The 24,423-nt window shown below is 59.0% G+C and carries 20 protein-coding genes and 1 pseudogene; 12 read left to right on the top strand and 9 right to left on the bottom strand.

Annotated elements, in window-relative coordinates:
- The first annotated feature begins 78 nt into the window (after positions 1-78).
- Positions 79-1,056, top strand: a complete 978-nt coding sequence (gene yjiA / locus ABJ99_RS11600) for a GTPase (RefSeq protein WP_054085962.1) — start codon at positions 79-81, stop codon at positions 1,054-1,056.
- A gap of 225 nt (positions 1,057-1,281) precedes the next feature.
- Here the strand turns inward: yjiA and ABJ99_RS26945 are convergent, their stop codons facing one another.
- A complete protein-coding gene (locus ABJ99_RS26945) occupies positions 1,282-1,464 on the bottom strand; it encodes a hypothetical protein (RefSeq protein WP_230081013.1) in 183 nt (60 codons plus the stop codon).
- Positions 1,465-1,761: 297 nt separating this feature from the next.
- Here ABJ99_RS26945 and ABJ99_RS11595 point away from each other — a divergent pair.
- A pseudogene (locus ABJ99_RS11595) lies at positions 1,762-1,914 on the top strand (GTP-binding protein); the annotation flags it as partial.
- A gap of 308 nt (positions 1,915-2,222) precedes the next feature.
- On the top strand, positions 2,223-2,846 hold the full coding sequence (locus ABJ99_RS11590; protein ID WP_162491566.1) for a glycoside hydrolase family 25 protein: 624 nt from the start codon (positions 2,223-2,225) through the stop codon (positions 2,844-2,846).
- Positions 2,847-3,059: 213 nt separating this feature from the next.
- Here the strand turns inward: ABJ99_RS11590 and glyA are convergent, their stop codons facing one another.
- Positions 3,060-4,313 (bottom strand): serine hydroxymethyltransferase, encoded by a 1,254-nt coding sequence (gene glyA, locus ABJ99_RS11585; RefSeq protein WP_054085959.1) that lies wholly within the window; start codon positions 4,311-4,313, stop codon positions 3,060-3,062.
- Positions 4,314-4,603: 290 nt separating this feature from the next.
- Here glyA and ABJ99_RS11580 point away from each other — a divergent pair, with 290 nt between their 5' ends.
- Positions 4,604-7,369 (top strand): HopW family type III effector protein, encoded by a 2,766-nt coding sequence (locus ABJ99_RS11580; RefSeq protein ID WP_054086039.1) that lies wholly within the window; start codon positions 4,604-4,606, stop codon positions 7,367-7,369.
- Positions 7,370-7,456: 87 nt separating this feature from the next.
- Here the strand turns inward: ABJ99_RS11580 and ABJ99_RS11575 are convergent, their stop codons facing one another.
- Complete coding sequence (locus tag ABJ99_RS11575; protein WP_080378124.1) at positions 7,457-11,293, bottom strand: sensor domain-containing protein; 3,837 nt, start codon at positions 11,291-11,293, stop codon at positions 7,457-7,459.
- Between the two features lie 381 nt (positions 11,294-11,674).
- On the opposite strand from ABJ99_RS11575, the gene ettA reads away from it, so the two are divergent.
- Positions 11,675-13,339 carry an energy-dependent translational throttle protein EttA gene (ettA, locus tag ABJ99_RS11570; RefSeq protein WP_054085958.1) on the top strand — a complete coding sequence of 555 codons (1,665 nt, stop codon included), beginning with the start codon at positions 11,675-11,677 and terminating at the stop codon, positions 13,337-13,339.
- Positions 13,340-13,393: 54 nt separating this feature from the next.
- On the opposite strand, the gene ABJ99_RS11565 is transcribed toward ettA, so the two are convergent.
- The 4 genes from ABJ99_RS11565 to ABJ99_RS11550 form a co-directional block, all read right to left on the bottom strand.
- A complete protein-coding gene (locus ABJ99_RS11565) occupies positions 13,394-13,891 on the bottom strand; it encodes a GreA/GreB family elongation factor (protein ID WP_054085957.1) in 498 nt (165 codons plus the stop codon).
- Between the two features lie 76 nt (positions 13,892-13,967).
- Positions 13,968-14,321 carry a lipoprotein gene (locus tag ABJ99_RS11560; protein WP_007252446.1) on the bottom strand — a complete coding sequence of 118 codons (354 nt, stop codon included), beginning with the start codon at positions 14,319-14,321 and terminating at the stop codon, positions 13,968-13,970.
- A 134-nt stretch (positions 14,322-14,455) separates the two neighbouring features.
- Positions 14,456-16,309 (bottom strand): Lnb N-terminal periplasmic domain-containing protein, encoded by a 1,854-nt coding sequence (locus ABJ99_RS11555; RefSeq protein ID WP_054085956.1) that lies wholly within the window; start codon positions 16,307-16,309, stop codon positions 14,456-14,458.
- 69 nt (positions 16,310-16,378) lie between these two features.
- Positions 16,379-16,867: a DUF3015 domain-containing protein gene (locus ABJ99_RS11550; protein WP_007252444.1), complete on the bottom strand. Its 489-nt coding sequence runs from the start codon at positions 16,865-16,867 to the stop codon at positions 16,379-16,381.
- A 276-nt stretch (positions 16,868-17,143) separates the two neighbouring features.
- Here ABJ99_RS11550 and ABJ99_RS11545 point away from each other — a divergent pair, with 276 nt between their 5' ends.
- The 5 genes from ABJ99_RS11545 to ABJ99_RS11525 all read left to right on the top strand — a co-directional run bounded on the left by ABJ99_RS11545 (position 17,144) and on the right by ABJ99_RS11525 (position 21,905).
- On the top strand, positions 17,144-19,579 hold the full coding sequence (locus ABJ99_RS11545) for a Lon protease family protein (protein ID WP_054085955.1): 2,436 nt from the start codon (positions 17,144-17,146) through the stop codon (positions 19,577-19,579).
- Positions 19,580-19,751: 172 nt separating this feature from the next.
- A complete protein-coding gene (locus tag ABJ99_RS11540) occupies positions 19,752-20,081 on the top strand; it encodes a PA4575 family protein (protein WP_054085954.1) in 330 nt (109 codons plus the stop codon).
- Positions 20,082-20,195: 114 nt separating this feature from the next.
- Positions 20,196-20,690, top strand: coding sequence for a TIGR00645 family protein (locus tag ABJ99_RS11535; protein WP_007252441.1), 495 nt, complete (start codon positions 20,196-20,198; stop codon positions 20,688-20,690).
- A gap of 138 nt (positions 20,691-20,828) precedes the next feature.
- Positions 20,829-21,137: a DUF6482 family protein gene (locus tag ABJ99_RS11530; RefSeq protein ID WP_054085953.1), complete on the top strand. Its 309-nt coding sequence runs from the start codon at positions 20,829-20,831 to the stop codon at positions 21,135-21,137.
- A 150-nt stretch (positions 21,138-21,287) separates the two neighbouring features.
- Positions 21,288-21,905: an FKBP-type peptidyl-prolyl cis-trans isomerase gene (locus tag ABJ99_RS11525; RefSeq protein WP_054085952.1), complete on the top strand. Its 618-nt coding sequence runs from the start codon at positions 21,288-21,290 to the stop codon at positions 21,903-21,905.
- Between the two features lie 78 nt (positions 21,906-21,983).
- Here ABJ99_RS11525 and ABJ99_RS11520 read toward each other — a convergent pair whose 3' ends face one another.
- Together ABJ99_RS11520 and ABJ99_RS11515 are read right to left on the bottom strand one after the other, a co-directional pair.
- Positions 21,984-22,226, bottom strand: a complete 243-nt coding sequence (locus ABJ99_RS11520; protein ID WP_007252438.1) for a PA4570 family protein — start codon at positions 22,224-22,226, stop codon at positions 21,984-21,986.
- A gap of 167 nt (positions 22,227-22,393) precedes the next feature.
- The gene (locus tag ABJ99_RS11515) at positions 22,394-23,362 is read right to left on the bottom strand and encodes a polyprenyl synthetase family protein (RefSeq protein ID WP_054079935.1); all 969 of its coding nucleotides are present in this window, start codon (positions 23,360-23,362) and stop codon (positions 22,394-22,396) included.
- Between the two features lie 239 nt (positions 23,363-23,601).
- Here ABJ99_RS11515 and rplU point away from each other — a divergent pair, with 239 nt between their 5' ends.
- Positions 23,602-23,913 carry a 50S ribosomal protein L21 gene (gene rplU / locus ABJ99_RS11510; protein WP_002551971.1) on the top strand — a complete coding sequence of 104 codons (312 nt, stop codon included), beginning with the start codon at positions 23,602-23,604 and terminating at the stop codon, positions 23,911-23,913.
- Between the two features lie 32 nt (positions 23,914-23,945).
- On the top strand, positions 23,946-24,221 hold the full coding sequence (gene rpmA / locus ABJ99_RS11505; RefSeq protein WP_002551972.1) for a 50S ribosomal protein L27: 276 nt from the start codon (positions 23,946-23,948) through the stop codon (positions 24,219-24,221).
- Positions 24,222-24,423 lie beyond the last annotated feature (202 nt).

Here is a 24,423-nt window from a genome sequence, read left to right as displayed (position 1 = left end):
TTGTTCGACCCGACGCGCCGCAGGCCATCACCTGTGGCGCGTTTTCATTTCAGCTGAATGCATCACGCCAGGAGCCTTATGACTGAGTTGCAACCCATCCCCGTGACCGTGCTCACCGGTTTTCTGGGCGCAGGCAAAACCACCTTGCTGCGCCACCTGCTCAAGGCCGAACACGGCCTGAAAATCGCCGTGATCGAAAACGAATTCAGCGATGCCGGTATCGACAGCCAGTTGCTCGGCACCGACCCTGTGCAGATCATGACCCTGTCCAACGGTTGCGTATGCTGCACCATCCACACCGACCTGACCAAGGCGCTCTACCTGTTGCTGGAGCGTCTGGACAGTGGCGAAATCGTTTTCGACCGGCTGGTGATCGAGTGCACCGGGCTGGCTGATCCGGCACCCGTCGCGCAGACCTTCTTCATCGATGAAGAGCTTCGCGAGCGTTACATCCTCGACGGCATCATCACCCTGGTCGACGCCGCCCACGCCGATACCCACCTGGCGCAAACCATCGCCCAGGCGCAGATCGGTTTTGCCGACCGATTGCTGGTCAGCAAGCGTGATCTGGTCGACGACGCAGCCTTCGATGCGCTCAGCGCACGCCTGACCCGCATCAACCGCCGCGCCGCGATTCGCACGGTCGATCACGGCAAGATCGATCTGGCCGAGCTGCTCGACGTGCGCGGCTTCAACCTCAACGCCGACCTCGGCGGCGGCATGACCTTGCGCCCGTTGGCCCCGGCCGGCCAATCCAGCGACCGCATCACCAGCCTGGTGCTGCGCAGCGAAAAACCGCTGAACCTGGACCGCCTCAGCGAGTTCATGAATGAACTGCTCGAAGACCACGGCAAGCAACTGCTGCGCTACAAGGGCGTGCTCAACATCGAAGACGAGCCGCGCAAGATGGTGTTTCAGGGCGTGCTCAAACTGTACGGCTTCGACTGGGATGCCGAGTGGGCAGAAGGCGAGCCGCGCGAAAGCGTGATCGTGTTCATTGCCGATGAGTTGCCGGAAGAGAAGATCCGGGCTGGGTTTGCGGCGATAGTGGGGTGACATTGTTGCCAAACATTGCTCCACGTACCCCGCGTGATGTTGCCCTGCTCGTCAAGGAGGATTGCTTCACGCGGCGGCTCTATGTGATAGCCACCTGAGTCCGTCAGTTTTCATTTATGTAGATCATGCCTTCTCGGCGTTAGCCGGATTTAACTCGTCCGTTTGGGCACGGTCAGTCTTCAGCCTGATGACAGTAGAAATCCGAATCCTGCAAGGGTAGATCTATCACTGTTTATAAAGGACTTCTTCCGGATCAATATTCAGATAGCCCTTGAAATCAAAGCCTTGATCATCTTTCTTTAAATAGCGTTCAAGCGTTCTTACCGAGGTTGCTTCCGCATCAACTTTTAATGCGTCAGTGAACGGAATCCCTATCTGTTTAGCCGCGGCCTGATAGGCAGCTAGCACGAAGTGCGAGCAAAAGGCGCCACGGATACGAGGACTGATCAGGCCCTCTCGATTGGAGTGGGATAGAGTTTTGAGGGTTGCCGATTCGCATGAGGGCACCGGCAGGCTAGTTTTATTGCAATTGTGTGGCTCTCACTGCCAATCGGTTCCCATAACTAAAAAACCAAGGAAGATCTCACGAGGCAGGCCAGCGCTGATCAGGCTTCCTTACATCACTGAAAGAGCACGCAGCCTGAACTCCTTATCTCCGTTAGCTGATCGAACTTAATGCAAAAAGCTTCGGCTCTCACGAACTTTGCCCAGGCGCAGATCGGTTTTGTCGACCGGTTGCTGTTGAGCAAGCGCGATCTGGTCGACAACGCAGCCTTCGATGCCCTCAGCGCACGCCTGACCCGCATCAACCGCCGCGTCGCGATTCGCACGTTTGATTACGGCAAGATCGATCTGGCCTAACTGCTCGACGTGAGCGACGGGCCATTATTCTTCAGGCATGTGCTGTAGATAGCGGGTGTGTGGATGCTTAAGGGGGGGGGGCAAAAAAAGTGGAACCAAAAATAGAAGAATAACCACTCATGCCTTATACCAAGGCTTTTTGGGCCTGGTATGTAGCGATCCGGAGAGCTGAGACGCTTCGAAAGCCATGCGTTGTTCACGCTGACCGCTCACTGCTTGTCCTGCCGGGATTTGTCGAATGCAGCATCACGCACAGACTAGATCCCGGTATTGGATCCATCGGTCTATACGACTACTAGAGGCTCGTGGAAATGGATAAAAAAGGTATTGATTTATCGCACTTCAACGGCGATGTTGACTTTAAAAAGGTTGCTGCTGCCGGCATTGAATTTGCAATCCTAAAAGCGACTGAAGGCGCGACCGTTCAGGATAACAAATACTCTACATATCGTACTGATGCTAGGTCTTCCGGGATTATAACGGGTGCCTATCATTATTTTCGAGCCCTCAGCAGCACCCCTGAAGCGCAAAGAGATAACATTGTAAAGACGCTTACTGCTGTCGGGTTTGATGCCACTACGGAGTATTTTGCGATAGACGCGGAGCTTCAGGGGAATGACAAGGCTACGCCTGATCAACTGACGGATAACCTCAACAAACTATTAGTTCTGTTGGGTGACGAGGAGATCTTTCGGGGCAAAAAGCCGTTTATCTACTGTGATAATGATTTTTGGAAGGACCATGTTCTAGGCGATAAGTATTCGTTTGGAGACTACCCTCTATGGATTGCTGATTGGGATGTTGATGAGCCTGCCATTCCGTCTAGCTGGGCATCTAAAGGCAAAAGCTGGTCGATCTGGCAGCGCAGTGATAAAGGTCGGGTGGATGGTATAGAAGTTGCTGTCGACCTTAACGTGGGGCGTTTTTAATCAGGTGATCCTGTTCTGGGGCAAGAATGGCCCCATGCTGTTGAATGTCATCTTACCTTGGAAGGCTCGGTCGGCAGGGCGGTAACGTCTTGCTGATAGAGCCCTTCACGGGCGCAACCATGATATCTCTGCTTGTTACTCGATGCGCTGACGACAAAAAGCCCCGACTCTCACGAACCGGGGCTTTTCGTTACTGCGTTTAGACGATGCTCATCACGCGCCGTAAACCGGCAGTTTCGCGCAGATGGCCTTGACCTTCTCGCGGACCGCGTCAATCACGGCTTCGTTGTTCAGGTCAGCCAGGATGTCGCAGATCCAGCCAGCCAGTTCCTTGCACTCTGCTTCCTTGAAGCCGCGAGTGGTCACTGCCGGGGTGCCGAAGCGCAGGCCGGAGGTAACGAACGGGGAGCGTGGGTCGTTGGGTACGGAGTTTTTGTTGACGGTGATGAAGGCGCGACCCAGGGCGGCGTCGGCGTCTTTACCGGAGATGTCCTGCTTGATCAGCGACAGCAGGAACAGGTGGTTTTCAGTACCGCCGGACACCACGTCGAAACCGCGCTCGATGAACACGCCGGCCATCGCCTTGGCATTCTTGACCACTTGTTGCTGGTAGACCTTGAACTCAGGCTGCAGCGCTTCCTTGAAGCAGATCGCCTTGGCCGCGATGACGTGCTCCAGCGGACCGCCCTGGGAGCCTGGGAATACTGCAGAATTGAGCTTTTTCTCGATTTCCGGGTTGGCGCGCGCCAGGATCAGACCTCCACGTGGACCGCGCAGGGTCTTGTGCGTGGTGGTGGTCACGACGTCGGCGAACGGCACCGGGTTCGGGTAGACACCTGCGGCGACCAGACCGGCAACGTGAGCCATGTCAACGAACAGGTAGGCACCGACCTTGTCGGCGATTGCGCGGAAGCGCGGGAAGTCGAGGATCTGCGAGTAGGCAGAGAAACCCGCAACGATCATTTTTGGCTTGTGTTCAACGGCCAGGCGCTCGACTTCGTCGTAGTCGATCATGCCGTTGCCGTCGATGCCGTACTGAACAGCGTTGTACAGCTTGCCCGAGGCCGAAACGCTGGCACCGTGGGTCAAGTGACCGCCGTGGGCCAGGCTCATGCCCAGAATAGTGTCGCCACCTTGCAGCAGAGCCAGATAAACCGCCGAGTTGGCTTGCGAACCTGCGTGTGGCTGGACGTTGGCGTAATCGGCGCCGAACAGTTCCTTGGCACGGTCGATAGCCAGTTGCTCGACAACGTCGACGTACTCGCAGCCGCCGTAGTAGCGCTTGCCTGGGTAGCCTTCAGCGTACTTGTTGGTCAGGACCGAGCCTTGAGCTTCCATGACGGCCGGACTGGTGTAGTTTTCCGAGGCAATCAGCTCGATGTGTTCTTCCTGACGCAGAGCTTCTTGCTCCATGGCGGCAAACAGATCGGCGTCGTACTTGGCGATAGTCAAATCACGGCTGAACATGGCAGTCCTCAAAGGGGCATGGCGGAAAAGGCGGGTATTCTACCCCATCGGGTTTTATCTGGCATATGAAAGGGAATCATCTTGAGTCGCGACGTGGCTCACGCGGGTATCTCTCGAGGCTGAGGCGCATGCCAATGCCGCGCAGACATGCATTTCCTGGCGCTCCGCCACAGACCGCCGAACGGTCGGTCGTCGATTTTTCCCCTGTCACCGGGAACCGTTCCGGACCGAGCGCCACTCAGGCCCGACCTTTGATTATCGGTACCACCGACCGTAGGGAAAAAGCCATGATGCCATCTCCGATCACGCGCTCCTCTCATTCATCCTTGCCGGATGCCTCTCACCCTTCTTCCGATGCTGCAAGCAGTATCGAGCAATCGCCGCAGCAGGTCCGCACCAGGGCGTTTATCGCCAAAGCTGAACTGTCTGAGGCATTCGGGCGCACGTCTACTGCGCCGGCGCACGATGCGGTGCACGTGCTGACCAATCTTCAGCACGAGCTGGCGAAAGAGAGTCCGTCTGGTCCCGAGCTTGCCCGACTTGGCAAAGCGCTCGCCGCTGCCGCGATGACCGAGCAGGGCGCGCATCTGCTGGCCAACGAGGAACAGCAGCAGGCGCTGAAAGGCGTGCTTGATCATTGTACGCGCCAGTTGGCGGACACGCCTGCGTCTAATGCATCCCATGAACCTCTGTCCCAGGCCTGCGAAGGACTGAAGACAGCGCGGTTGCATCAGTCTCTCGCGATGTTGACTGGCATATCGCACACTCAAACACGAGGTGTGGCGGATCTGCTGGCGTTGACTCAGCTTGATCCAAAGGTGCTGGCCGAGAAGCCTGACGGGCAGGCATCTTACAAATCGTTCGGCCATTTCATTCGCACGGCCAGGGATAGCACGGCGGCGCTAAACGTAAGCCTGAGTGATCCTGCCGGGGAAACGACCGGTCTGCTCCGCCCGCAGGCCGATACGCTTGAGGCGCTGAAGAAGCTGCCAGCCATCCTGGCGGCTTTGATCGAGCATTGTCCGGATATGCCCACCCAGAAAGATTTGCGCGCTCTTGATGACGCAACGGGTGAGTTGCTGACAAAATTGCGTGAAAACGCTCTTTTGCCAGGCTCGGGAGAGATCGTGAGCGAGGCCGGGGAAAGCCCGGTACACAGTCGTGAGAGCGTCGAGCCCGCGCTGACGCGAAGCCAAGCGTTGCTCAAGGCGGGCGGCAAGCTGGTGCGCAAGTTCGATGCCTACGGGGCGGTTGCGCCGATGGACGACAAGAAACTGCTGGCCTTGTTGCGTACCCGGGCACCGCACCTTTCGCCCGCACAGATGCACGCATTTCTGAACAGACATGCGATCCGTCTCACTGAAGAGCAGCGCACGATTGTCAGCAATACCGCGCTGCCTCCTGCCCGCGAGGGCGATATCGAGGCGCAGGGCGGCATGGGGTTCGACGAAAAGTTTCGTCTGGCCCTGGCCGAAGGTTCGCTGGTGTTGACCGCAGAGCAACTGGCCGATCTTGAAAACCTGCCCAAGGCGACGAGCACGACGTCCGAGGGGCTGAAGCCGCTGCTGGATAAACCTTCGTCTGCGCTGAGCAAGGCGGAGCGGGAAATGCTTGACGCGATCATCGAAGCCAACGGCCAAGGGCAGCTCGAGGCCTGGCACGCGCATAACGAGCGTCTGCCCGAGGTCCTCAACCGGTCGGGGCTCCCGCCTCAAGTGCGCGACGAATTGCTCAGCCTCAACAAGAGCATGAACACCGAATTGGCGACACTCAAGAACGGCGCCTCGTTCATGAGCCGCGTTGCCGCGAGTCCGGCGATGCTGCTGGCCCTGGCGCCGTTGCCCCTGGCAGTGGCGTTCGTCAGCAAGGACAATTCCTACAGTTCCTCGCTGGTTGCACACTTCACCAAGAATGCGGTGTTCATGGCCGGCCTGATGATGAACGAGCTGACCAATACCCGAACCAACATCGACCACGGGCTCAACCGCTATTTCGTCACGGTGCTGGCCAACGCCATCGTGGCGCAGCCCACCTTTGCCAAGAACGAAAAGCTGCTGGAGCAGGTCGGTTTCGGCATCGCAACCGCCGTGACGTCCGGTGCCGCCACGCTGGCAGTGTTCAACCGGGAGTCGATCGCGTCGGCCTTCAAGCTCGCAAAAAGCAAGCTCTCCAGGCAGGACACGGGGGATGCCGACATTTCCGAGGAAGACCACAGTGCAGTGGTCAATCACTTCAACGTCAGCGAGCATTTCGCTCAGCAGATGAAAGTCGCGACCGAAGCTTATAAGCAAGACAGCAGCATCACCGACATCATGAACTCGAGCCTGACATACCTGGGCACCAAGAGCAGTGAGTTCAAGGCTGCTTTTGAAGCCGGCGATGCCATGCGCACAGGCCAGGCTTTGCCTGAGACCGAGCGCAAGGCGGATTCGGATTTCTACCCCAAAATGGGCCTGGTTGCCCTGACTGCGGGGATCGGTGCTGCGCTGGTGATGCTGATGAAGAGCATGGTCGGTAAAGCCGACTACGCGGCGGACGGCGTGTGGTGCGCTTCGGAAATGCTCAAAATGGCGATAAACCCCGACGTCGACATGCAGAAAGCGGTTCAGGTTTTCAAAGAAATCGTCGGTCTTAATCTGGTGATGACGGGGTTTCTGGGGGTCAACAAGGCCTGGAACTTCCTCGACAAAGGTTTGAAAGGCTATGCCGCCGGTGCGGCAGTGCTGACCGCCGCCAACCTCACATTGCCCGGTATGGTCGGTGAAGTGGCAGGCTCGGCTGCCGGCAAGGGTTTGAGCTACATGACTGAAAAGGGCAAGGCGGCCCATCAGGCTGGCAAGGCGGCAGCCTCCTGGGCCGGGAATTACGTCAGCACATCGCGGCTGGGCGGCGCCGTCGGCGCGCTGCAGGCGGCCGTTCCCGGAAGGGGCGCAGGCGGGCAAATGGTGGCGAGCCTCTATGGAAGCTTCCGGTACATAACCGGATCGCACCCGACGCCTGTCGCCGCGCAAACGACTGGCGGGCAAGCATCGCCGTCGGGCGCTGATATGGTCTGAGTAGCAAGCTACAAGCTACAAGCCAAAAGTCTGGAATGTGATCGGTTCTTGAGGCTTGAGGCTTGAAGCTTGAGGCTCACAACTGCCTCAATCCAGCATAAACAGCGCGTCGTTGCTGAATTGCGCTTCGAATTGCTTGGAGGGCATCGGGCGGCCGAAGAGGTAGCCCTGGACTTCGTCGCAGTCGTGTTCGCGGAGAAACTCCAGCTGCTCGTGGGTTTCCACGCCCTCGGCGATGACTGACAGGTTCAGGCTGTGCGCCATGGCGATAATGGCGCGGGCAATCTGGGCGTCCTGCTCGCCGGAGGGCAAACCGTCGACGAAGGTGCGGTCGATCTTCAGCACATCGATCGGGAACTGTTTGAGGTAGTTCAGCGATGAGTAGCCGGTACCGAAGTCATCCACGGCAATGCTCAACCCGAGGTTTTTCAGGCCGTCGAGAATCTGCATCGCTTCGTTGACCTCGCGCATCAGGATGCTTTCGGTCAGTTCCAGCTCAAGGCAGGCGGGCGACAGTCCCGTTTGCTCCAGGATCGTGGCGATGCGTTTGCCCAACTGGCCGTCGGAGAATTGCCTGGCCGAGATGTTGACCGACACTTTCGGCACGCGCACTTTGTGCTGATGCCAGTGTTTCAGCTGACGGCAGGCTTCAGTCAGCACCCAGTCGCCCACTTCGACCACCAGCCCGAGCTCTTCGAGCACCGGGATGAACTCATTGGGCGGGACCAGCCCGCGCCGCGGGTGACGCCAGCGCAGCAGCGCCTCGGCACCGGTCAGGCGCTTGCCGTCGCCACTGAACTGCGGCTGGTAGTAGAGGGTGAACTCCTGCTGTTCAAGGGCATGACGCAGGTCGCTTTCCAGCTCCAGACGTTCCAGCGCGGTGGCGTTCATGTCCGCCTGATAGAACTGGAAGTTGTTCTTGCCGCATTCCTTGGCGTGGTACATCGCCGTGTCGGCGTTCTTCATCAACTGGCTCAGCTCTTTGCCGTCCTGCGGGCTCAGCGCGATGCCGATGCTGGCGGTGACGAAAAACTCGCGGCCCTCCAGCACGAACGGCGTCACCAGACTGGTCAGAATCCGCTCCGCCACGTGGATCGCGCGATTCAGCGCTTCTTCACGGGTGCTGCCCTGTTGCAGCAGCAGGGTGAACTCGTCGCCACCCATGCGCGCCACCGTGTCATTGACATCGACACAGGCGAGCAGGCGCGTGGCCATTTCCTGAAGCATGCGGTCGCCTGCGGCATGTCCCAGCGAGTCATTGATCGGTTTGAAACGATCCAGATCCAGAAACATCAGCCCCACCCAAGCTTGCTGGCGCTCGGCCTGTTGCAGCGCCGAATACAGGCGATCCTGGAACAGGGTGCGATTGGGCAGATGTGTCAACGCGTCGAAGTAGGCGAGGCGATGAATGCGATCCTCGCTGGCCTTGCGCTCGCTGATGTCGGTGAAGAAGCACACGTAACTTGCCAGGTCGCCTTCGTCATCGACCACCGCCGTGATGCCGACCCAGGCAGGATAGTGCTCGCCATTGCGGCGCTTGAGCCGGACCTCGCCCTCCCAGGTGCCTCGCCCGCTCAATTGCCGGATGATGTAACGCAGGTGCGCTTCCTGTTCGGCTTCCACGGTGAGCATGCTCGGCAACTGGTCGACTACCTGAGCGATCTCATAGCCGCTGACCCGGGTGAAAGCCTCGTTGGCCCGCACGATGTAGCCCGCCGGGTCGGTAATCAGGATCGCCGAGGTCGAGTGCTCGAATACCGTTGCGGCCATGCGCAGGTCTTTTTCCGCCCGTCGCTGCTGGCTGATGTCCCGGCCGACGCCGAGGATGCCCTCGAAATTGTCGTGTTCATCCCAAACCAGTACCACCCGCAGCTCGACCGGAATCTTGCGGCCGTCGGCGCGCAGGCAATCGAACAGAAACAGTCGGGTGGTGACTTCGCTACGCAGACTGGCCAGCTCTTTGGGCTTTTTCAGGACCTTGTGAATGCGGCTCATGAGCGCGTAGAAACCGCTCAGTTGCTGTTGCGTGGCGATGGCACCGGCCCAGCCGTTCTCAAGGATCCAGTCGGGGCTGTAACCCAGAATGCTCTCCACCGAAGGGCTGACATAATTGGGGCGCAGCTGATTGTCCGTGGAAAAGATCACGTCGCTGATGCTTTCGGCAAGCATGCGGTAACGCTGTTCGCTGTCCCGCAATGACTGGCTGGACGCAACCTGATCGGTGATGTCCTTGGCAATACCGATGATCCTTGTCACCCGGTGCTCGGCGTCCCAGGCCAGGGCCTGTTCGCGAATGTCGAAGCAACGCCAGTTGTTTTCCCGGTCGCGAAAGCGCAGCACGCTTTGCAACAGCTCATTGTGGCCATAGTGGCGCTGGCGCAGCCGCATGTCCTGATAGCTCTTGGCATCCTCCGGGTGCAGCAGGACTTCCCAGAAAAACTCGCCCATGGCCTGCAGCTCTGGCTTGCTGTAGCCCAGTGTGTGGCCGAAATGGTGGTTGCTGTAGATCATGCGCTGACTGAGCACGTCCTGAACGTAAAGGTGATCCGGCACCGTGCGCAGTACGTCGGACCAGAAGCTTTCACGGTCCTGCAGGGACAGCTCGACCTGTTTGCGGCTGGTAATGTCGCCGATGCTGAGGATCACGGCATCGAAGTCGCTGCGCACTTCGGGCAGGCGCATGACCAGCCACAGGTGCTGATCCTGATCGTCAGGCTGGGAGAGGCAGATTTCCAGTTCCAGGCGCGGCTGCTTGTCGAGCATTGCCTGAATCAATCGAACACCGATACCGGGGCGTGTGCGCGACTCGCCCTCGATCAGCTTCTGCCACGCCCGCTCGCCGCACTCGAGATTCAGCAGGCCCAGCGCCACTTCGTTGACTTCGGTGATCTGCAGTTGCTGCAACAGTCTTTTCAGTGCAGCGGGTTGATTCCTGACCAGCCGTTCGAGGTCTTCGCCGGTCTTCAGCTGCAGGATGTCCAGTTGCTCCGGCAGGCCGGACATGTCCAGGACGCAGATCGCCACGCCTGCGCCTTCGAAAATATCCCGATAGCGGCGGCGGCTTTGCTGCATCTGCCGTTGCCGAGTGCGCAGGCTGACCAGGGCAATCAAGGGAAGAATGGACAGTAACAGCCCGATCAGGCATTTGCCGATCAACGGCCCGAGCAGCGCCATGCGGGTTTTGTAGGTATCGAACAGGCCGCGCAGTTGCCAGTCACTGTTGGCCAGGGGCTGCAGCAGAATGGTTTCGGCCAGACCGCTGTCGGCGTCATCGACGGGCAAGGTCTCGCGCACGATCACCCGTTGGGTCTTGCGCTGCTCCACGCGCCACAGGTGTTGAACATCGGGAGCGGGCTGGCTGAACAGGTCTTTGAGCGCGTCCGGAGACAGGCGCAACGCCCAGTAATCTTCGCTGCTGCCCGTTCCTGCGCGAACCAGCAGGTAGACTTGAGTGCCATCATCGGTGCTGGTGTAGAAATACGGGCGGCCCAGCGCCTGTTTCATGCTGCGCCGCAAAAACTCCCCGTCGCGGGAGGCTTCAGCGCTGTCGCTGACCACGTTACCTTCCGGGCTGAGGCGGGCGGCGCCGCGCAGTGCGGGCAATGTCGTGCGCAGGGCCGCGAGCGTTTCGGGTTGTTCCAGTTGCTCGCCGGACGACTGAGCATCATCCAGCAGGTTCATGGCGATCTGCGCCTTGAGCGCCATGTTCAGACTGATCCGGTCGGAGAGCTGAACGCTGTACTCGATGCTGCGTTGCCGCTGGCGTTCCTGAGTCTGCTGGAACTGCTCGATCAACTGCCACAGCAGCAAGGCCAGCATCAGCAATACCAGCGCCGCCAGTGCACCTTTCACCGACCCGCGCAGAGGCCTGCCCGTACTGTTTGCAGCGACACTCGTTGACGACAGACGCGTTGAAGTGGGCAAATCGGTGATCCTGAATGCTGAACTGAAGCCGTAATACTTTAAACAACATAGCCGGTCACCCGGAGGGCGGCTAGCATGCCTTTAGTTGTGGCAGAGTGCCAGCCCCGTGGGGGCCGTATCGTTTGCCCTGCGGGCTGCATTCGGGTAGCTTTGCGCAACGTGTGGTATCCACCGACTCCAGCATGAGTGACTCCACTTTTTGCACTAACGACCCGGCTTTATATTTGTCTGCACTGCCCCAATCTGTTCATGCCTGGATTCATTCAAGGCGCGGAACGGTCCTGCGGCAAGTCTCAAGGACAAATAAAAGCTTTTTTTCGGCCGGAGCTTTAAGCTCGCGTTCCAGATCGGTCCTCATCACAGACGCTAGGTTTTCATTCCATGGCTCAATACGTCTACACCATGCATCGGCTGAGCAAAGTTGTGCCGCCGAAGCGGGAAATTCTGAAAAATATCTCTCTGTCCTTCTTCCCGGGCGCCAAGATCGGCGTGCTGGGCCTCAACGGTTCGGGTAAATCCACGCTGCTGAAGATCATGGCGGGTGTCGATACCGAGTTCGACGGCGAAGCGCGTCCGATGCCGGAACTCAATGTGGGTTATCTGCCGCAAGAGCCACAACTTGATCCGAACAAGACGGTTCGCGAAGTGGTTGAAGAAGCGGTCAGCGTGATCAAGGACGCACAGGCGCGCCTCGATCAGGTCTACGCCGAATACGCCGAGCCGGATGCCGATTTCGACAAGCTGGCGGCCGAGCAGGCCAAGCTGGAGTCGATCCTGCAAGCCAGCGACGGGCACAACCTGGAGCGTCAACTGGAAGTGGCGGCCGATGCACTGCGCCTGCCTGCCTGGGACGCGAAGGTTGCCGTTCTTTCCGGTGGCGAAAAGCGTCGGGTGGCGCTGTGCCGTTTGCTGCTGTCGGCACCGGACATGCTCTTGCTCGACGAACCGACCAACCACCTGGACGCCGACTCCGTCGCCTGGCTGGAGCACTTCCTGCACGATTTCCCGGGCACCGTGGTCGCGATCACGCACGACCGTTACTTCCTGGATAACGTGGCGGGCTGGATTCTGGAACTCGACCGCGGCGCAGGCATTCCTTACGAGGGCAACTATTCTGGCTGGCTGGAGGCCAAGTCCGATCGTCTGGCCCAGGAATCCAAACAGCAGACAGCCCATGAAAAGGCCATGAAAGACGAGCTGGAGTGGGTCCGCAAGGGCGCCAAGGCGCGTCAGTCCAAATCCAAGGCCCGTCTGCAACGCTTCGAAGAAATGCAATCGCAGGAATTCCAGAAGCGCAGCGAGACCAACGAGATCTACATCCCGGCCGGTCCGCGCCTGGGTGACAAGGTCATCGAGTTCAAGAACGTCACCAAGGGGTACGGCGACCGCGTGTTGATCGACAACCTGTCGTTTTCCATGCCTAAAGGTGCCATCGTTGGTGTGATCGGCGGTAACGGTGCCGGTAAGTCGACCCTGTTCCGCATGTTGATGGGCAAGGAACAGCCGGATTCGGGCACCATCGAAGTCGGCGAAACCGTGCAGTTGGCGTGCGTCGATCAGAGCCGTGACGATCTGGATGGCAGCAAGTCGGTGTTCCAGGCGGTTTCCGACGGTTCCGATGTGATCCGCATCGGCAACTACGAAATCCCGTCGCGTACCTACGTCGGGCGTTTCAACTTCAAGGGCGGCGATCAGCAGAAGTTCGTCAAGGACTTGTCCGGTGGTGAGCGCGGTCGTCTGCACCTGGCATTGACGTTGAAAGAGGGCGGCAACGTCCTGCTGCTCGACGAACCGTCCAACGACCTCGACGTTGAAACCTTGCGTTCGCTGGAGGAAGCGCTACTGGACTTCCCGGGCGCGGCGATTGTGATCTCCCACGATCGGTGGTTCCTTGACCGTGTGGCGACGCACATCCTGGCCTACGAAGACGACTCGCAGGCGATCTTCTTCGAAGGTAACTACACCGAATACGAAGCCGACCGTAAAAAGCGTCTGGGCGAAGCGGCTGCCCAGCCGCACCGCGTCCGTCACAAAAAGCTGGCCTGATCAGCTTTCAGGCATGCGCCGCTCCCGACCGGGAGCGGCGCTGTCGCTGACCGATCACTCCTCGGTTTCGATCAGCAGCACTTCAATCGACAAATCTCCCACCGGACGCTGCCACACCACTTCGTCGCCTTTCTGTGCGCCGATCAAGGCGCGGCCCAGTGGCGAGCCCCAGCTGATGAGCCCATTGGCGGCATCGGCCTGATCCTCACCGACCAGATGCACGCGCTGGCGGTTGTCGTCTTCATCTGCAAACGTGACCCAACTGCCAATCTGCACTTTCTCGGTCGAGGTGGCCGGAGCGACTACCTGCGCGCTGTGCAGGCGCTGGTTGAAATAGCGTAAATCGCGTTCAAGGTCGGCCAGGCGCTGTTTGTCGGCATCGTCGCCCAAGGCGCTTTGCGCACTGTGCTGGGCTTGCAGATTGCTCACCTGCTCATGCAACAGTTCCAGGCCGCGGGCCGTGACGTAGTTGGTCTGCTCGCTGACCGGCCGTTCTATCGGCTGTTCGGCCTCGGCGGCGGCGTTGTCTTCGTTTACGAATGCGCGACTCATGAAGTGTCCTCCCTAATAGGCATTGGGCCACGGAACGACATCATTGGTTTCGTCGAATTCGCCACGGGCGTGCGCGTCAGTTCGGGCGGTAAGCCTTGGCGGCGCTACGGGTTTTTTCCCGTTCCCAGTCGCGATCACGGTCACTGAAGATCTGCCCGGGGTCGAAGCGGTCACGATTGTTCTGGGCGGCCTGGCACTGACGAAAGCCATCGGTCCAGCCTTCGGCGTAGAGCTTTTCCTTCAGATAGCGGGGCACGTTCTTCTTGAACAGCCCGGTGCTGGCGCCTGCTGCTTCCCGGCCACTGCCACAGCCATCCTGATAGCCGTCGGCGAAACCCGGTGGATAACCCTCGGCCAGCATCTGGTCACGGGTGGACTGACAACCCGCCAGCACGATGGCCAGCGACAACAACAGCCAATACCGCTTCATGATGGTTTCCTCTTCTTGTACGAGGAGTCTAGAAGCAAATATGTGAGTTATTTGTAAAAGCGACGTAGAGAATGTGTGATGTCATCGTGCTTTCATCGGATGAGGTCCGATGAAAGCGTTTTCCAGGCATGCAATCAATAGTGATACCACTTCACCTCAAGCATCACTTCGTTCTGCGGCGAGCTCATCTGGCTGAATTCGCGCTGGGCACTCAGGCGCAGGCCGAGGTTTCGCGACAGTTCCCATTGCTGATTGAGACTGACGCTGCGGCGCACTTCGCCATTGGTGAAATAGTCGCCCTTGGCTTCCAGGCTGAGATTGCCCAGCGGATTACGCCACAGCACACCGGTATTGAAGCCGGCGGCAGGGGAGACGAACTCGGCGAAATCGTTGTTGTGTTCGATACGCACTGTGCCCAGCGCAAAGCCCAGCACCTCGTCAGCCAATTGCCAGGTTCCGCCGCCGCCGCCGTTCACATGACTGACGAGGTTTTCGTCGCCATGCTTGCCGAGTACCCGTTCGAGCCCGCCGGTGACCTGCCATGACCAGGGTTTGAGCAGTTCGGTCCGTGGTGTCAGCGAACGAATGGTGGCCAGGTCCAGTTGCTGAACCTGCCAGTCGTTGCCTTCGTATTGCCGCACCTTGAGCTGCAGAATCTCGATCTGCGCGCCCAGCGGGAAGCCGTAAGCGTTGTCGTTCAGGTCATGATAAGCCATGCGCAGGCCGTATTCGGCAAACGCCCGGTCGCCGCGTGTGCCAGCGCCCAGTTGCCAGGTGCGCGATTCATGCCCTTCTTCCGGCAGGCCAGGGCGCGGGATGTCGAGTTGTGGCGGCGGGTTCTGGTTGATCGCCTGCAACAGTTCGAAGCTGCGTTGTGAGCGCTGGGCATCCCGCTCCAGCCCGTTGGCGCGGTAGCGCTCCAGGCGGTAGGCCGCGTCCTGAATCAGTGCTCGGCGTTCTTTCGGCAGGGCCAGATACTGGCTGTCCTGCAACTGCTTCTGATCGGCGCTGACCTTCAAGACCCACTGTTGCTCGTCGGCATCGAGAGGCGCGGCACGGCTGAGCAGCTCGCGCTCGCGCGACGGGCGATAGTCGATCTTCTCCACCAGCCCGGCAGCCTTGATGGCTTTGACGGTGTCGGTCGGAATCGCGGTCAGTCCGAACTGTTCGGTCAGGCGCAGCCCCGGCCGCGCGACTTGCAACAGTTCCAGCAAGCGGTAAGAGCAGTTTTCATCGAAGAAGAAGTAGCTGAAGCGAATCTGTTTCAGCTCCCAGACGTGTTCGACCATGCGCCCGGTTTCTTCCGGGGTCAGGTTCAGGCGGTATTCCCACAGGTCGCGGTTTTCCAGGCTGCGGTATTCGGAAAGCTTTTCCTGATAGGGCACCAGTGCAAACAGCCCCGGATAGCCGCCCGCCAGGCCTTTCCAGGCATACAGAATGCTGTTGTCCATGCCTTCGATATAGGCACCGAAGTTGATGGCGTAACTCAGCAGCGTGGTGTTGTTGGTTTTGGCGCTGGCCGGGTCGATGCGCAGCAGCGTGTGGCCGAACATCGAGGACGGGCTGTTTAGGTAGGCCGCCGGGAAGATCAGCACGGTGCTGTCCGGGGCCACGTCCTTGTACCAGGCCTTGAACTCCTTGCAGTCCGGGGTCGGCAGGTCAGTGAGTTGCAACTGGTCACGCAGCCAGCGGGTGCGCGCCGGGTACACGCATTGGGCGTGGGTCTGTTCGTTGGTCACTGGCGCATAAAGAGCGGCCAGTGTCGCGCTCAGCTCGGCCTTCGGGTCATGGGCACCGTCGGCAGCGAGAAAGAATTTGGGGTCGGTCACGTAACTGCGCCAGCCGCCGAGCTTGCCGGCCTCGTAGTGGCCCAGTGAAATCCAGAACGGCTCATTGGCCAATTGCTGCAAACGGTCAGGGCTCAGATGGGGAGCCGCAGACAAGGGGGCACAGACAAACAGCGCCAGCAATACAAGACGTTTGAGCATAGAGGGCAACTAGTCAGGAGAAATCAGAAAAGGTCCCGCCCTTTGCGAAGAAAGGGCGGGCGAACGACATTAAGCCTGGGTAGCGTACTTGGCCAGGGTCGGATCGTTTTTCAGAACGTTGACGGTGTTGGTGTGAACGTCTTCAGCGGTGGCGTCGGCCTTGCTGAAAATCTGCGAGAAGTGTTCGTGAGTGACGGCCGCGAAGTGCTGGCGATCTTCTGGAGCAACGCCCAGTACTACGGCGTAGGTCGTCAGTGCTTCGCCCTGACCCATTGCCATGTCCTTGGAAAGTTCATCCATCATGCCGTTCATGGCAAGCCAGGATTTACCGCCATAGGTCAGTGCGCTATTGGTCGAGCAGCCGTTGGTGCCCGAGGTCATGCCGAAGGTGGCGTTGCCCGAAGTACCGTTGGTGGTGGAAGCCAGGAAGTGAGCGGGAGTACCGCGTTGGCCTTCAAACAGCATGTTGCCCCAACCGCAGTCAGGACCACCTGGCGCTTGAGCCATAGCGTTGATGGATACAGCGGCGAAGAGCGTACCAAGAAGAATCCGTTTCATAGCTTTTTCTCTTTTTAGTTCAGCCAAGGGTCGAGTTTCTTGAGTATCTACATCAAGACAGCTGGTCATTGGATAACCACCTGTGCCATTTGGAGCCTGGACGGGTTCCAAGGGTTCCGTCATGTGTCGCAGATTGTTACCTGCCCTTATGTTTTAGCAGGTGTTGTCGGCAGCGTTCAAGACGTTAAAAATCATTCAGGCTTTTCCTGCCTTGCAAGTCGCGTGCGGCGAGCGCCAGAATGCCGACATCTGCCCCGCCTGATGTAAGGATTACTGATGCCCGATTCTGTCGCAGCCAACCTACGCCTGGCGCCACATGCGCTGACCCGTCCGTTTTCCGCTGAACAGTTCAGCTTTGCGACCACCAATGAGCTTGAACCCTTTCGCGGCGTCCTCGGTCAGGAGCGCGCCGTCGAGGCCTTGCAGTTCGGCGTGGCCATGCCGCGTCCCGGTTACAACGTGTTCGTCATGGGTGAGCCCGGCACTGGCCGTTTTTCGTTCGTCAAACGTTATCTCAAGGCCGAAGCCAAGCGGATGCAGACGCCGTCCGACTGGGTCTATGTCAACAATTTCGATGAGCCGCGCGAGCCCAAGGCACTGGAATTGCCGCCGGGCAGCGCGCAGGCCTTCATGGCTGATATCAACGGCCTGATCGACAACCTGCTGCTGACGTTTCCGGCCGTGTTCGAGCATCCGTCTTACCAGCAGAAGAAAAGCTCCATCGACCGCGCCTTCAATCAGCGCTACGACCGCGCTCTGGATGTGATCGAGCGCTTGTCGCTGGAGAAGGACATTGCGCTGTATCGCGACAGCTCCAATATCGCCTTCACGCCGATGGCCGATGGCAAGGCGCTGGACGAAGCCGAGTTTTCGCAGTTGCCCGAGGCGGACCGCGAGCGTTTTCACGACGACATCTCCGCCCTTGAAGAGCGCCTCAACGAAGAGCTGGCCAGCCTGCCGCAGTGGAAGCGCGAGTCGAGCAATCAACTGCGCCAACTGAACGAAGAAACCATCACCCTGACCCTGCAACCGTTACTCGCCCCGCTGTCGGAGAAGTACGCCGAAAACGCCGCTGTCTGCGCGTATCTGCAAGCCATGCAGGTGTATCTGCTCAAGACCGTGGTCGAGCAACTGGTCGATGACGCCAAGACCGACGCCCAGGCGCGCAAGTTGCTGGAAGAGCAGTACAGCCCGAGTCTGGTCGTGGGGCACACCCACGACGGCGGCGCACCGGTGGTGTTCGAGCAGCACCCGACGTACGACAATCTGTTCGGCCGCATCGAATACAGCACTGATCAGGGCGCGCTCTACACCACCTATCGGCAACTGCGCCCCGGCGCCTTGCACCGTGCCAATGGCGGCTTCCTGATTCTGGAAGCGGAGAAAATGCTCGGCGAGCCGTTTGTGTGGGATGCGCTCAAGCGCACGCTGCAATCGCGCAAGCTGAAAATGGAGTCGCCATTGGGCGAGCTGGGCCGCGTGGCGACGGTCTCCCTGACGCCGCAGGTCATCCCGTGGAGCGTCAAGATCGTCATCATCGGTTCGCGCTCGCTGTATTACACGCTGCAAGACCTCGACCCTGACTTTCAGGAGATGTTTCGTGTGTTGGTCGACTTCGACGAAGAAATTCCGATGGTCGACGAAACCCTGGAGCAGTTCGCCCAGTTGTTGAAAACCCGAACGTCCGAGGAAGGCATGGCGCCGCTGACGGCCGACGCGGTGGCCCGCCTGGCGACCTACAGCGCACGGCTGGCCGAGCATCAGGGCCGTCTGTCGGCGCGTATCGGTGACCTGTTCCAGCTGGTCAGCGAAGCGGACTTCATCCGGCAACTGGCCAATGACCACCAGACTGACGCCGGGCATATCGAGCGCGCACTGAAAGCCAAGGCCACGCGCACCGGGCGCGTCTCGGCGCGGATTCTCGATGACATGATGGCGGGCGTGATCCTGATCGACACCGATGGCGCCGCAGTCGGCAAGTGCAATGGCCTGACAGTTCTGGAGGTGGGCGATTCGGCCTTCGGCGTTCCGGCGCGGATTTCCGCCACGGTTTATCCCGGTGGCAGCGGCATCGTCGACATCGAACGTGAAGTCAACCTGGGTCAGCCGATTCACTCCAAGGGCGTGATGATCCTCACCGGTTATCTGGGCAGCCGCTACGCCCAGGAATTCCCGCTGGCGATTTCCGCGAGCATTGCGCTCGAGCAGTCCTACGGTTACGTCGACGGCGACAGCGCTTCGCTGGGTGAGGCCTGTACGTTGATCTCTGCGCTTTCACGCACGCCGCTCAAGCAATGCTTCGCGATCACCGGCTCGATCAACCAGTTCGGCGAAGTGCAGGCAGTGGGCGGGGTCAACGAGAAGATCGAAGGCTTCTTCCGGCTCTGCGAAGCGCGCGGGCTGACGGGAGAGCAGGGCGCAATCATCCCGCACGCCAACGTCACGACGCTGATGCTCGATGAGCGGGTGGTGCAGGCAGTACGCGACGGGCAGTTCCATATCTATGCGGTTCGTCAGGCTGACGAAGCCTTGAGCCTGCTGGTTGGTGAGCCCGCCGGTGCGCCGGACGAGAACGGCGAATTCCCTGAAGGCAGCGTCAACGCGCGTGTCGTAGAGCGCCTGCGGGATATCGCGGAAATGCTCAGCGACGAAGACCTCAAGGAAGAACTGGAAAAAGAGCCAGCGCAGTTGCAGCCTGAACTCAAACTCTGACAAGTGCCTGAATCGGACCGGGTAGCTGCCAGGCGGCCCGGCCCCGTTCATCAGGGGCATTTCGCGGGTGGCCGTTTTCCTCTAGTCTTGACGGTAACCGCCGTGTCCTTGACGATTGGCGCGCACTCTGCCTCGAGAGAAGTAGGGTGCTTTTGCCGATCAGGAGCGCATCATGCAGCGTAGCCTTTGCCTTACCCGAGAATGCATGGGGCTGATGACCCGTATCGAATGTTTCATTCGGTCTCTCCCTTGTGACAGCAATCGCTGGATGTTGCTGTTCGCCGCGGGCATGGCGGACGAACAGCCATCTGCCATCAAGTCGCAGGGGCCGTTCAATGGTCAGCCTGCTGCGCAGTCGGTGTTGACCACGATTACCGAAAGCCTGGCACTGCACGGCTATCGATGCACAGACGACCTTTCGATCTGGACCCTGCACATGCAAGCCGAGCTGCGGCGTATCGACAGCGGCATGGCGTCTTTTCAGCGTTCCTCGCCGTTCTAGTCATTCATAACCCGGCTGCCTGATGCCTCGCGTGCGATATTTTGTCGCATACCCAGAGCCGCGCCTTCCCGCTGATATACTCGCCCGTCCTTTCAAAACACCTTGCGAGTCTCAATGGAACGTTTTTTTGAAAATGCCATGTACGCATCGCGCTGGCTGCTGGCGCCGATCTATTTCGGTCTTTCCCTTGGCCTGTTGGCGTTGTGTCTAAAATTCTTTCAGGAAGTCTTTCACGTCATCCCCAACATCTTCTCGCTGGCCGAAGCCGATCTGATTCTGGTGCTGCTGTCGTTGATCGACATGGCGCTGGTGGGTGGCCTGCTGGTGATGGTGATGATTTCCGGCTACGAGAACTTCGTGTCGCAACTGGATATCGATGACGACAAGGAAAAGCTCAACTGGCTGGGCACCATGGATTCGTCTTCGCTGAAGATGAAAGTCGCCGCGTCGATTGTGGCGATTTCCTCGATCCATCTGCTGCGAGTGTTCATGGATGCCACCAACATAAAGACCGAGTACTTGATGTGGTACGTGATCATTCACATGACCTTCGTGATATCGGCATTCGCAATGGGCTATCTGGACAAACTGACCAAGCATGAGCATTGAGGCTTGAACGCCTCATGGTTGCCCGCGTTGTAATGGCTTGTCAGGTTCCGCAAGGCGGGCCCGGCTTCTGGCATGTTGTGCGGTGATGCGGTAAAACATCGGTTCCGATGCTTAACGTGTAGCGCAGGAGGTTCGATCATGAATTATCAGGAATTGACCGCGCATGCCCAGGCCGGGCGCGTCGAGGAGCTGAACCTGATCTCCATGGAAGGCGGCATTTATCTGCTGGATGTGCGCATGGACGGCACCTCGGTGATGCTCAAGGATCAGGCGGGCAAGACCTTGCATTTGCGTTCGGTCGAGCACGCGCGGGACCTGCTCAAGGACCTGCCGCCGGTACCGTTTTATCTGGTGCACTGCGTAGTGCATGACGAGTTGTGCGGCATGCCGGTCAATGACCGTTCCGAGATGCGCATGCCGATCTCCTTTCATTCCTCATGGTCCTGACGCTCGGAAGCTGCCCATTGCCGCTTTAGGACGTTTCCGGTCTGTTGTGCTAGGCTGCTCGGCCTTTTGGTCCGGGGTGTAACAGCGTGAGGTGATAGCCGTCAGGCATCACGCGCTCACCGACTGTGCGCCCCTATGCGGAGCAGTGTCATGTCCGAAGTCAATCTGTCCACCGACGAAACCCGCGTCAGCTACGGCATCGGCCGTCAACTGGGCGATCAGCTGCGCGACAACCCGCCACCGGGTGTCGATCTGGAAGCCATCGTGGCAGGTCTGCGCGACGCCTTTGGCGGTCAGCCAAGCCGTGTCGGTCAGGAAGAAATGTCCGCCAGCTTCAAGGTCATCCGCGAAATCATGCAGGCCGAAGCAGCTGCCAAAGCTGAACAGGCGGCTGGCGCTGGCAAGGCTTACCTGGCTGAAAACGCCAAGCGCGAAGGCGTGACCACACTGGCGTCGGGCCTTCAATTCGAAGTGCTGACCGCTGGCGACGGCGCCAAGCCGACCCGTGAAGATCAGGTGCGCGTTCACTATCACGGCACCTTGATCGACGGCAACGTGTTCGACAGCTCCTACGACCGTGGCGAGCCGGCCGAATTTCCGGTCAGCGGCGTGATCGCTGGCTGGACCGAAGCACTGCAATTGATGAGCGCCGGCAGCAAATGGCGTCTGTACGTACCTAGCGAGCTGGCTTATGGCGCTCAGGGCGTTGGCAGCATCGCACCGCACAGCGTGCTGGTGTTCGACGTGGAACTGCTGGACGTTCTGTAATCGACCTGTTCGATACCGAAGATCGCTGAACGAATCGGCTGATTCGTTCAGCGGCGGGGTTGTGCTGATGCGCCATGCTCAGTGCAACTCACCCATCGGGCGCAACGCCCGTGCATAACAGAACAGAAACAGATTGCGCACCATCTCCTTTAGAACCAACGGCTCGCTGGAACTCAGGCTGTAAAAGTCCAGATCGCCCTGATCACGCAACTCCTCCAACGCTTCCTCTTCCAGAACGGCACATACCTCACCGGTCTCGCGGTGCAGAATTCTCAGGTAAGGGTGAGGGCGGTCCAGCCATGCATCGATCAAATAAGTCATGTCTCATCTCCTGCGTTTGGTTAGATGAGAATAATTCCTATCGAGATAATAGCAAGGCACTATTGAGATTAATTCTCATTTTGCGCCGAGTGGTTGATCCAGGTCAGTGAATCGAGGGCAAGAAAAAGCCCGTCACGCGGGACGGGCTTTTCGCTTGCAGCAGGCTGTCAGTGGGTGCGGGCGACCGCGAATTCACTCAGCTCGACAAGCGCATCGCGATACTCGCTGGGCGGCAGGGCGTCCAGGCAAGCGATGGCGCGGGCTGCGTAATCGCGGGCCAGGCGTGCGGTGTAATCCAGAGCGCCGGCGCTTTCCACAGCATTGCGGATGCTTTCCAGATCTTCCAGGCCGCCTTTCTGGATCGCCTGCCGCACCAGTGCGGCCTGCTCCGGGCTGCCTTCGCGCATGGTGTAGATCAGCGGCAGTGTAGGCTTGCCTTCGGCCAGGTCATCACCGACGTTCTTGCCCAGTGTTTCGGCATCACCCAGATAGTCGAGCAGATCATCGACCAGCTGGAAGGCCACACCCAGGTGATCACCAAAGGTGCGCAGTGCTTCAGTTTGCGCATCGGAGGCGTTGCACAGGGCGGCGGCGCTGTGGGTCGAGGCCTCGAACAGCATGGCTGTCTTGCCGCGAATCACTTCCATGTAGGTTTCTTCGGTGGTGCTGGCATCGCGGATCTTGGACAGCTGCAGGACTTCACCCTCGGCAATCACACGGGTCGCCTTGGACAGAATCCGCATGACTTCCATCGAGCCCAGTTCGACCATCATTTCGAACGAGCGGGAATAAAGGAAGTCGCCCACCAGCACGCTGGGTGCGTTGCCCCACAGCGCGTTGGCGGTAGAGCGCCCGCGACGCATGCCGGACATGTCGACGACATCGTCGTGCAGCAGCGTTGCGGTGTGCAGGAATTCGATGGTGGCGGCGAGCAGGCGAACATCATCGCCCTCACGGCCCAGAGCCTTGCCACACAACAGCACCAGCAGCGGGCGCAGGCGCTTGCCGCCAGCCGACGTGATGTAATCGCCGATTTTCGATACCAGCGGTACGCGCGACGTCAGTTGCTTTTTGATGATAAGGTCAACGGCACTAAAGTCGTCCGCCACTGCGCGGTAGAAGGCTTGGGGTTGCATCAGCGACACGTGCTCCGGATAGGTTGCGCCGCATGCTAGGTTGCGGGGTAGAGCGTGTCAAGGTATGACGACCCGCCTCTTGCAACCCATGATTGCCTTGCGTACAATCGCGCACCCTAACTTTCCTGGGCAGCACCTGCCTTACGCAATGCAAACGGGCCGTTCCAGCCCAATGCAGCCATGCCAGCCAATACTCTTCTTATAAAGAGCTGGGTGAGCAGGATTTTCGGAGAAATACCATGTACGCAGTAATTGTTACCGGTGGCAAGCAGTACAAAGTCGCCCCAGGTGAATACCTGAAAATTGAAAAACTGGAAATCGCTACTGGCGAATCCGTCACGTTTGACCGCGTTCTGCTGGTTGGCAATGGCGACGACGTCAATATCGGTGCTCCAGTTGTTGCTGGCGCTACCGTTGTGGCTGAAGTGGTTTCGCAAGGTCGTCACGATAAGGTTCGTATCATCAAGTTCCGTCGTCGTAAGCACCACATGAAGCGTATGGGCCACCGCCAGTGGTACACCGAGATCAAAATTACAGGTATTCAGGCTTAATTCAGCCTAATCCTCATTTGGAGAATTGACTCATGGCTCACAAAAAAGCTGGTGGTAGTACCCGTAACGGGCGCGACTCAGAAGCCAAACGCCTTGGCGTGAAGATGTATGGCGGCCAGGCTATCATCCCTGGCAACATCATCGTGCGTCAGCGCGGCACCCAATTCCACGCTGGCTACGGCGTTGGCATGGGTAAAGATCACACCCTGTTCGCGAAAGTGGAAGGCGTGATCAAGTTCCAGGTCAAGGGCGCCTTCGGTCGCCGCTACGTGAGCATCGTTCCGAAGACTGAAGTCTCCGCAGCGTAATCACGCAGTTGCTTAAAAGCCCTGTCTTGCGACGGGGCTTTTTTGTTTGTAGAGGTAGGTGAGTCTCTTGCAAAACTGTTTGTGCGGGCTGTTGTGATGTTGACCCATGGGGTCGCTGGTTTCTGATCGGTATCGCAACGCTCATTTTTGCAAGAGTCTTATGTAATTTATGTGGTTCTGCTCGTCCCTGTGGCGGGAGGCG

The organism is Pseudomonas syringae pv. cilantro (genome assembly GCF_001293775.1).
Classification (GTDB): Bacteria; Pseudomonadota; Gammaproteobacteria; order Pseudomonadales; family Pseudomonadaceae; genus Aquipseudomonas; species Aquipseudomonas syringae_P.
This window is presented reverse-complemented; position numbering and strand designations above follow the sequence as displayed.

What these genes read in the sequence shown, in the direction of transcription:
- yjiA (WP_054085962.1), top strand. Translation starts at nt 79, where the DNA reads ATGACTGAGTTGCAACCCATCCCCGTGACCGTGCTCACCGGTTTTCTG.
- glyA (WP_054085959.1), bottom strand. Translation starts at nt 4,313, where the DNA reads ATGTTCAGCCGTGATTTGACTATCGCCAAGTACGACGCCGATCTGTTT.
- ABJ99_RS11580 (WP_054086039.1), top strand. Translation starts at nt 4,604, where the DNA reads ATGCCATCTCCGATCACGCGCTCCTCTCATTCATCCTTGCCGGATGCC.
- ettA (WP_054085958.1), top strand. Translation starts at nt 11,675, where the DNA reads ATGGCTCAATACGTCTACACCATGCATCGGCTGAGCAAAGTTGTGCCG.
- ABJ99_RS11565 (WP_054085957.1), bottom strand. Translation starts at nt 13,891, where the DNA reads ATGAGTCGCGCATTCGTAAACGAAGACAACGCCGCCGCCGAGGCCGAA.
- ABJ99_RS11560 (WP_007252446.1), bottom strand. Translation starts at nt 14,321, where the DNA reads ATGAAGCGGTATTGGCTGTTGTTGTCGCTGGCCATCGTGCTGGCGGGT.
- ABJ99_RS11555 (WP_054085956.1), bottom strand. Translation starts at nt 16,309, where the DNA reads ATGCTCAAACGTCTTGTATTGCTGGCGCTGTTTGTCTGTGCCCCCTTG.
- ABJ99_RS11550 (WP_007252444.1), bottom strand. Translation starts at nt 16,867, where the DNA reads ATGAAACGGATTCTTCTTGGTACGCTCTTCGCCGCTGTATCCATCAAC.
- ABJ99_RS11545 (WP_054085955.1), top strand. Translation starts at nt 17,144, where the DNA reads ATGCCCGATTCTGTCGCAGCCAACCTACGCCTGGCGCCACATGCGCTG.
- ABJ99_RS11540 (WP_054085954.1), top strand. Translation starts at nt 19,752, where the DNA reads ATGCAGCGTAGCCTTTGCCTTACCCGAGAATGCATGGGGCTGATGACC.
- ABJ99_RS11535 (WP_007252441.1), top strand. Translation starts at nt 20,196, where the DNA reads ATGGAACGTTTTTTTGAAAATGCCATGTACGCATCGCGCTGGCTGCTG.
- ABJ99_RS11530 (WP_054085953.1), top strand. Translation starts at nt 20,829, where the DNA reads ATGAATTATCAGGAATTGACCGCGCATGCCCAGGCCGGGCGCGTCGAG.
- ABJ99_RS11525 (WP_054085952.1), top strand. Translation starts at nt 21,288, where the DNA reads ATGTCCGAAGTCAATCTGTCCACCGACGAAACCCGCGTCAGCTACGGC.
- ABJ99_RS11520 (WP_007252438.1), bottom strand. Translation starts at nt 22,226, where the DNA reads ATGACTTATTTGATCGATGCATGGCTGGACCGCCCTCACCCTTACCTG.
- ABJ99_RS11515 (WP_054079935.1), bottom strand. Translation starts at nt 23,362, where the DNA reads ATGCAACCCCAAGCCTTCTACCGCGCAGTGGCGGACGACTTTAGTGCC.
- rplU (WP_002551971.1), top strand. Translation starts at nt 23,602, where the DNA reads ATGTACGCAGTAATTGTTACCGGTGGCAAGCAGTACAAAGTCGCCCCA.
- rpmA (WP_002551972.1), top strand. Translation starts at nt 23,946, where the DNA reads ATGGCTCACAAAAAAGCTGGTGGTAGTACCCGTAACGGGCGCGACTCA.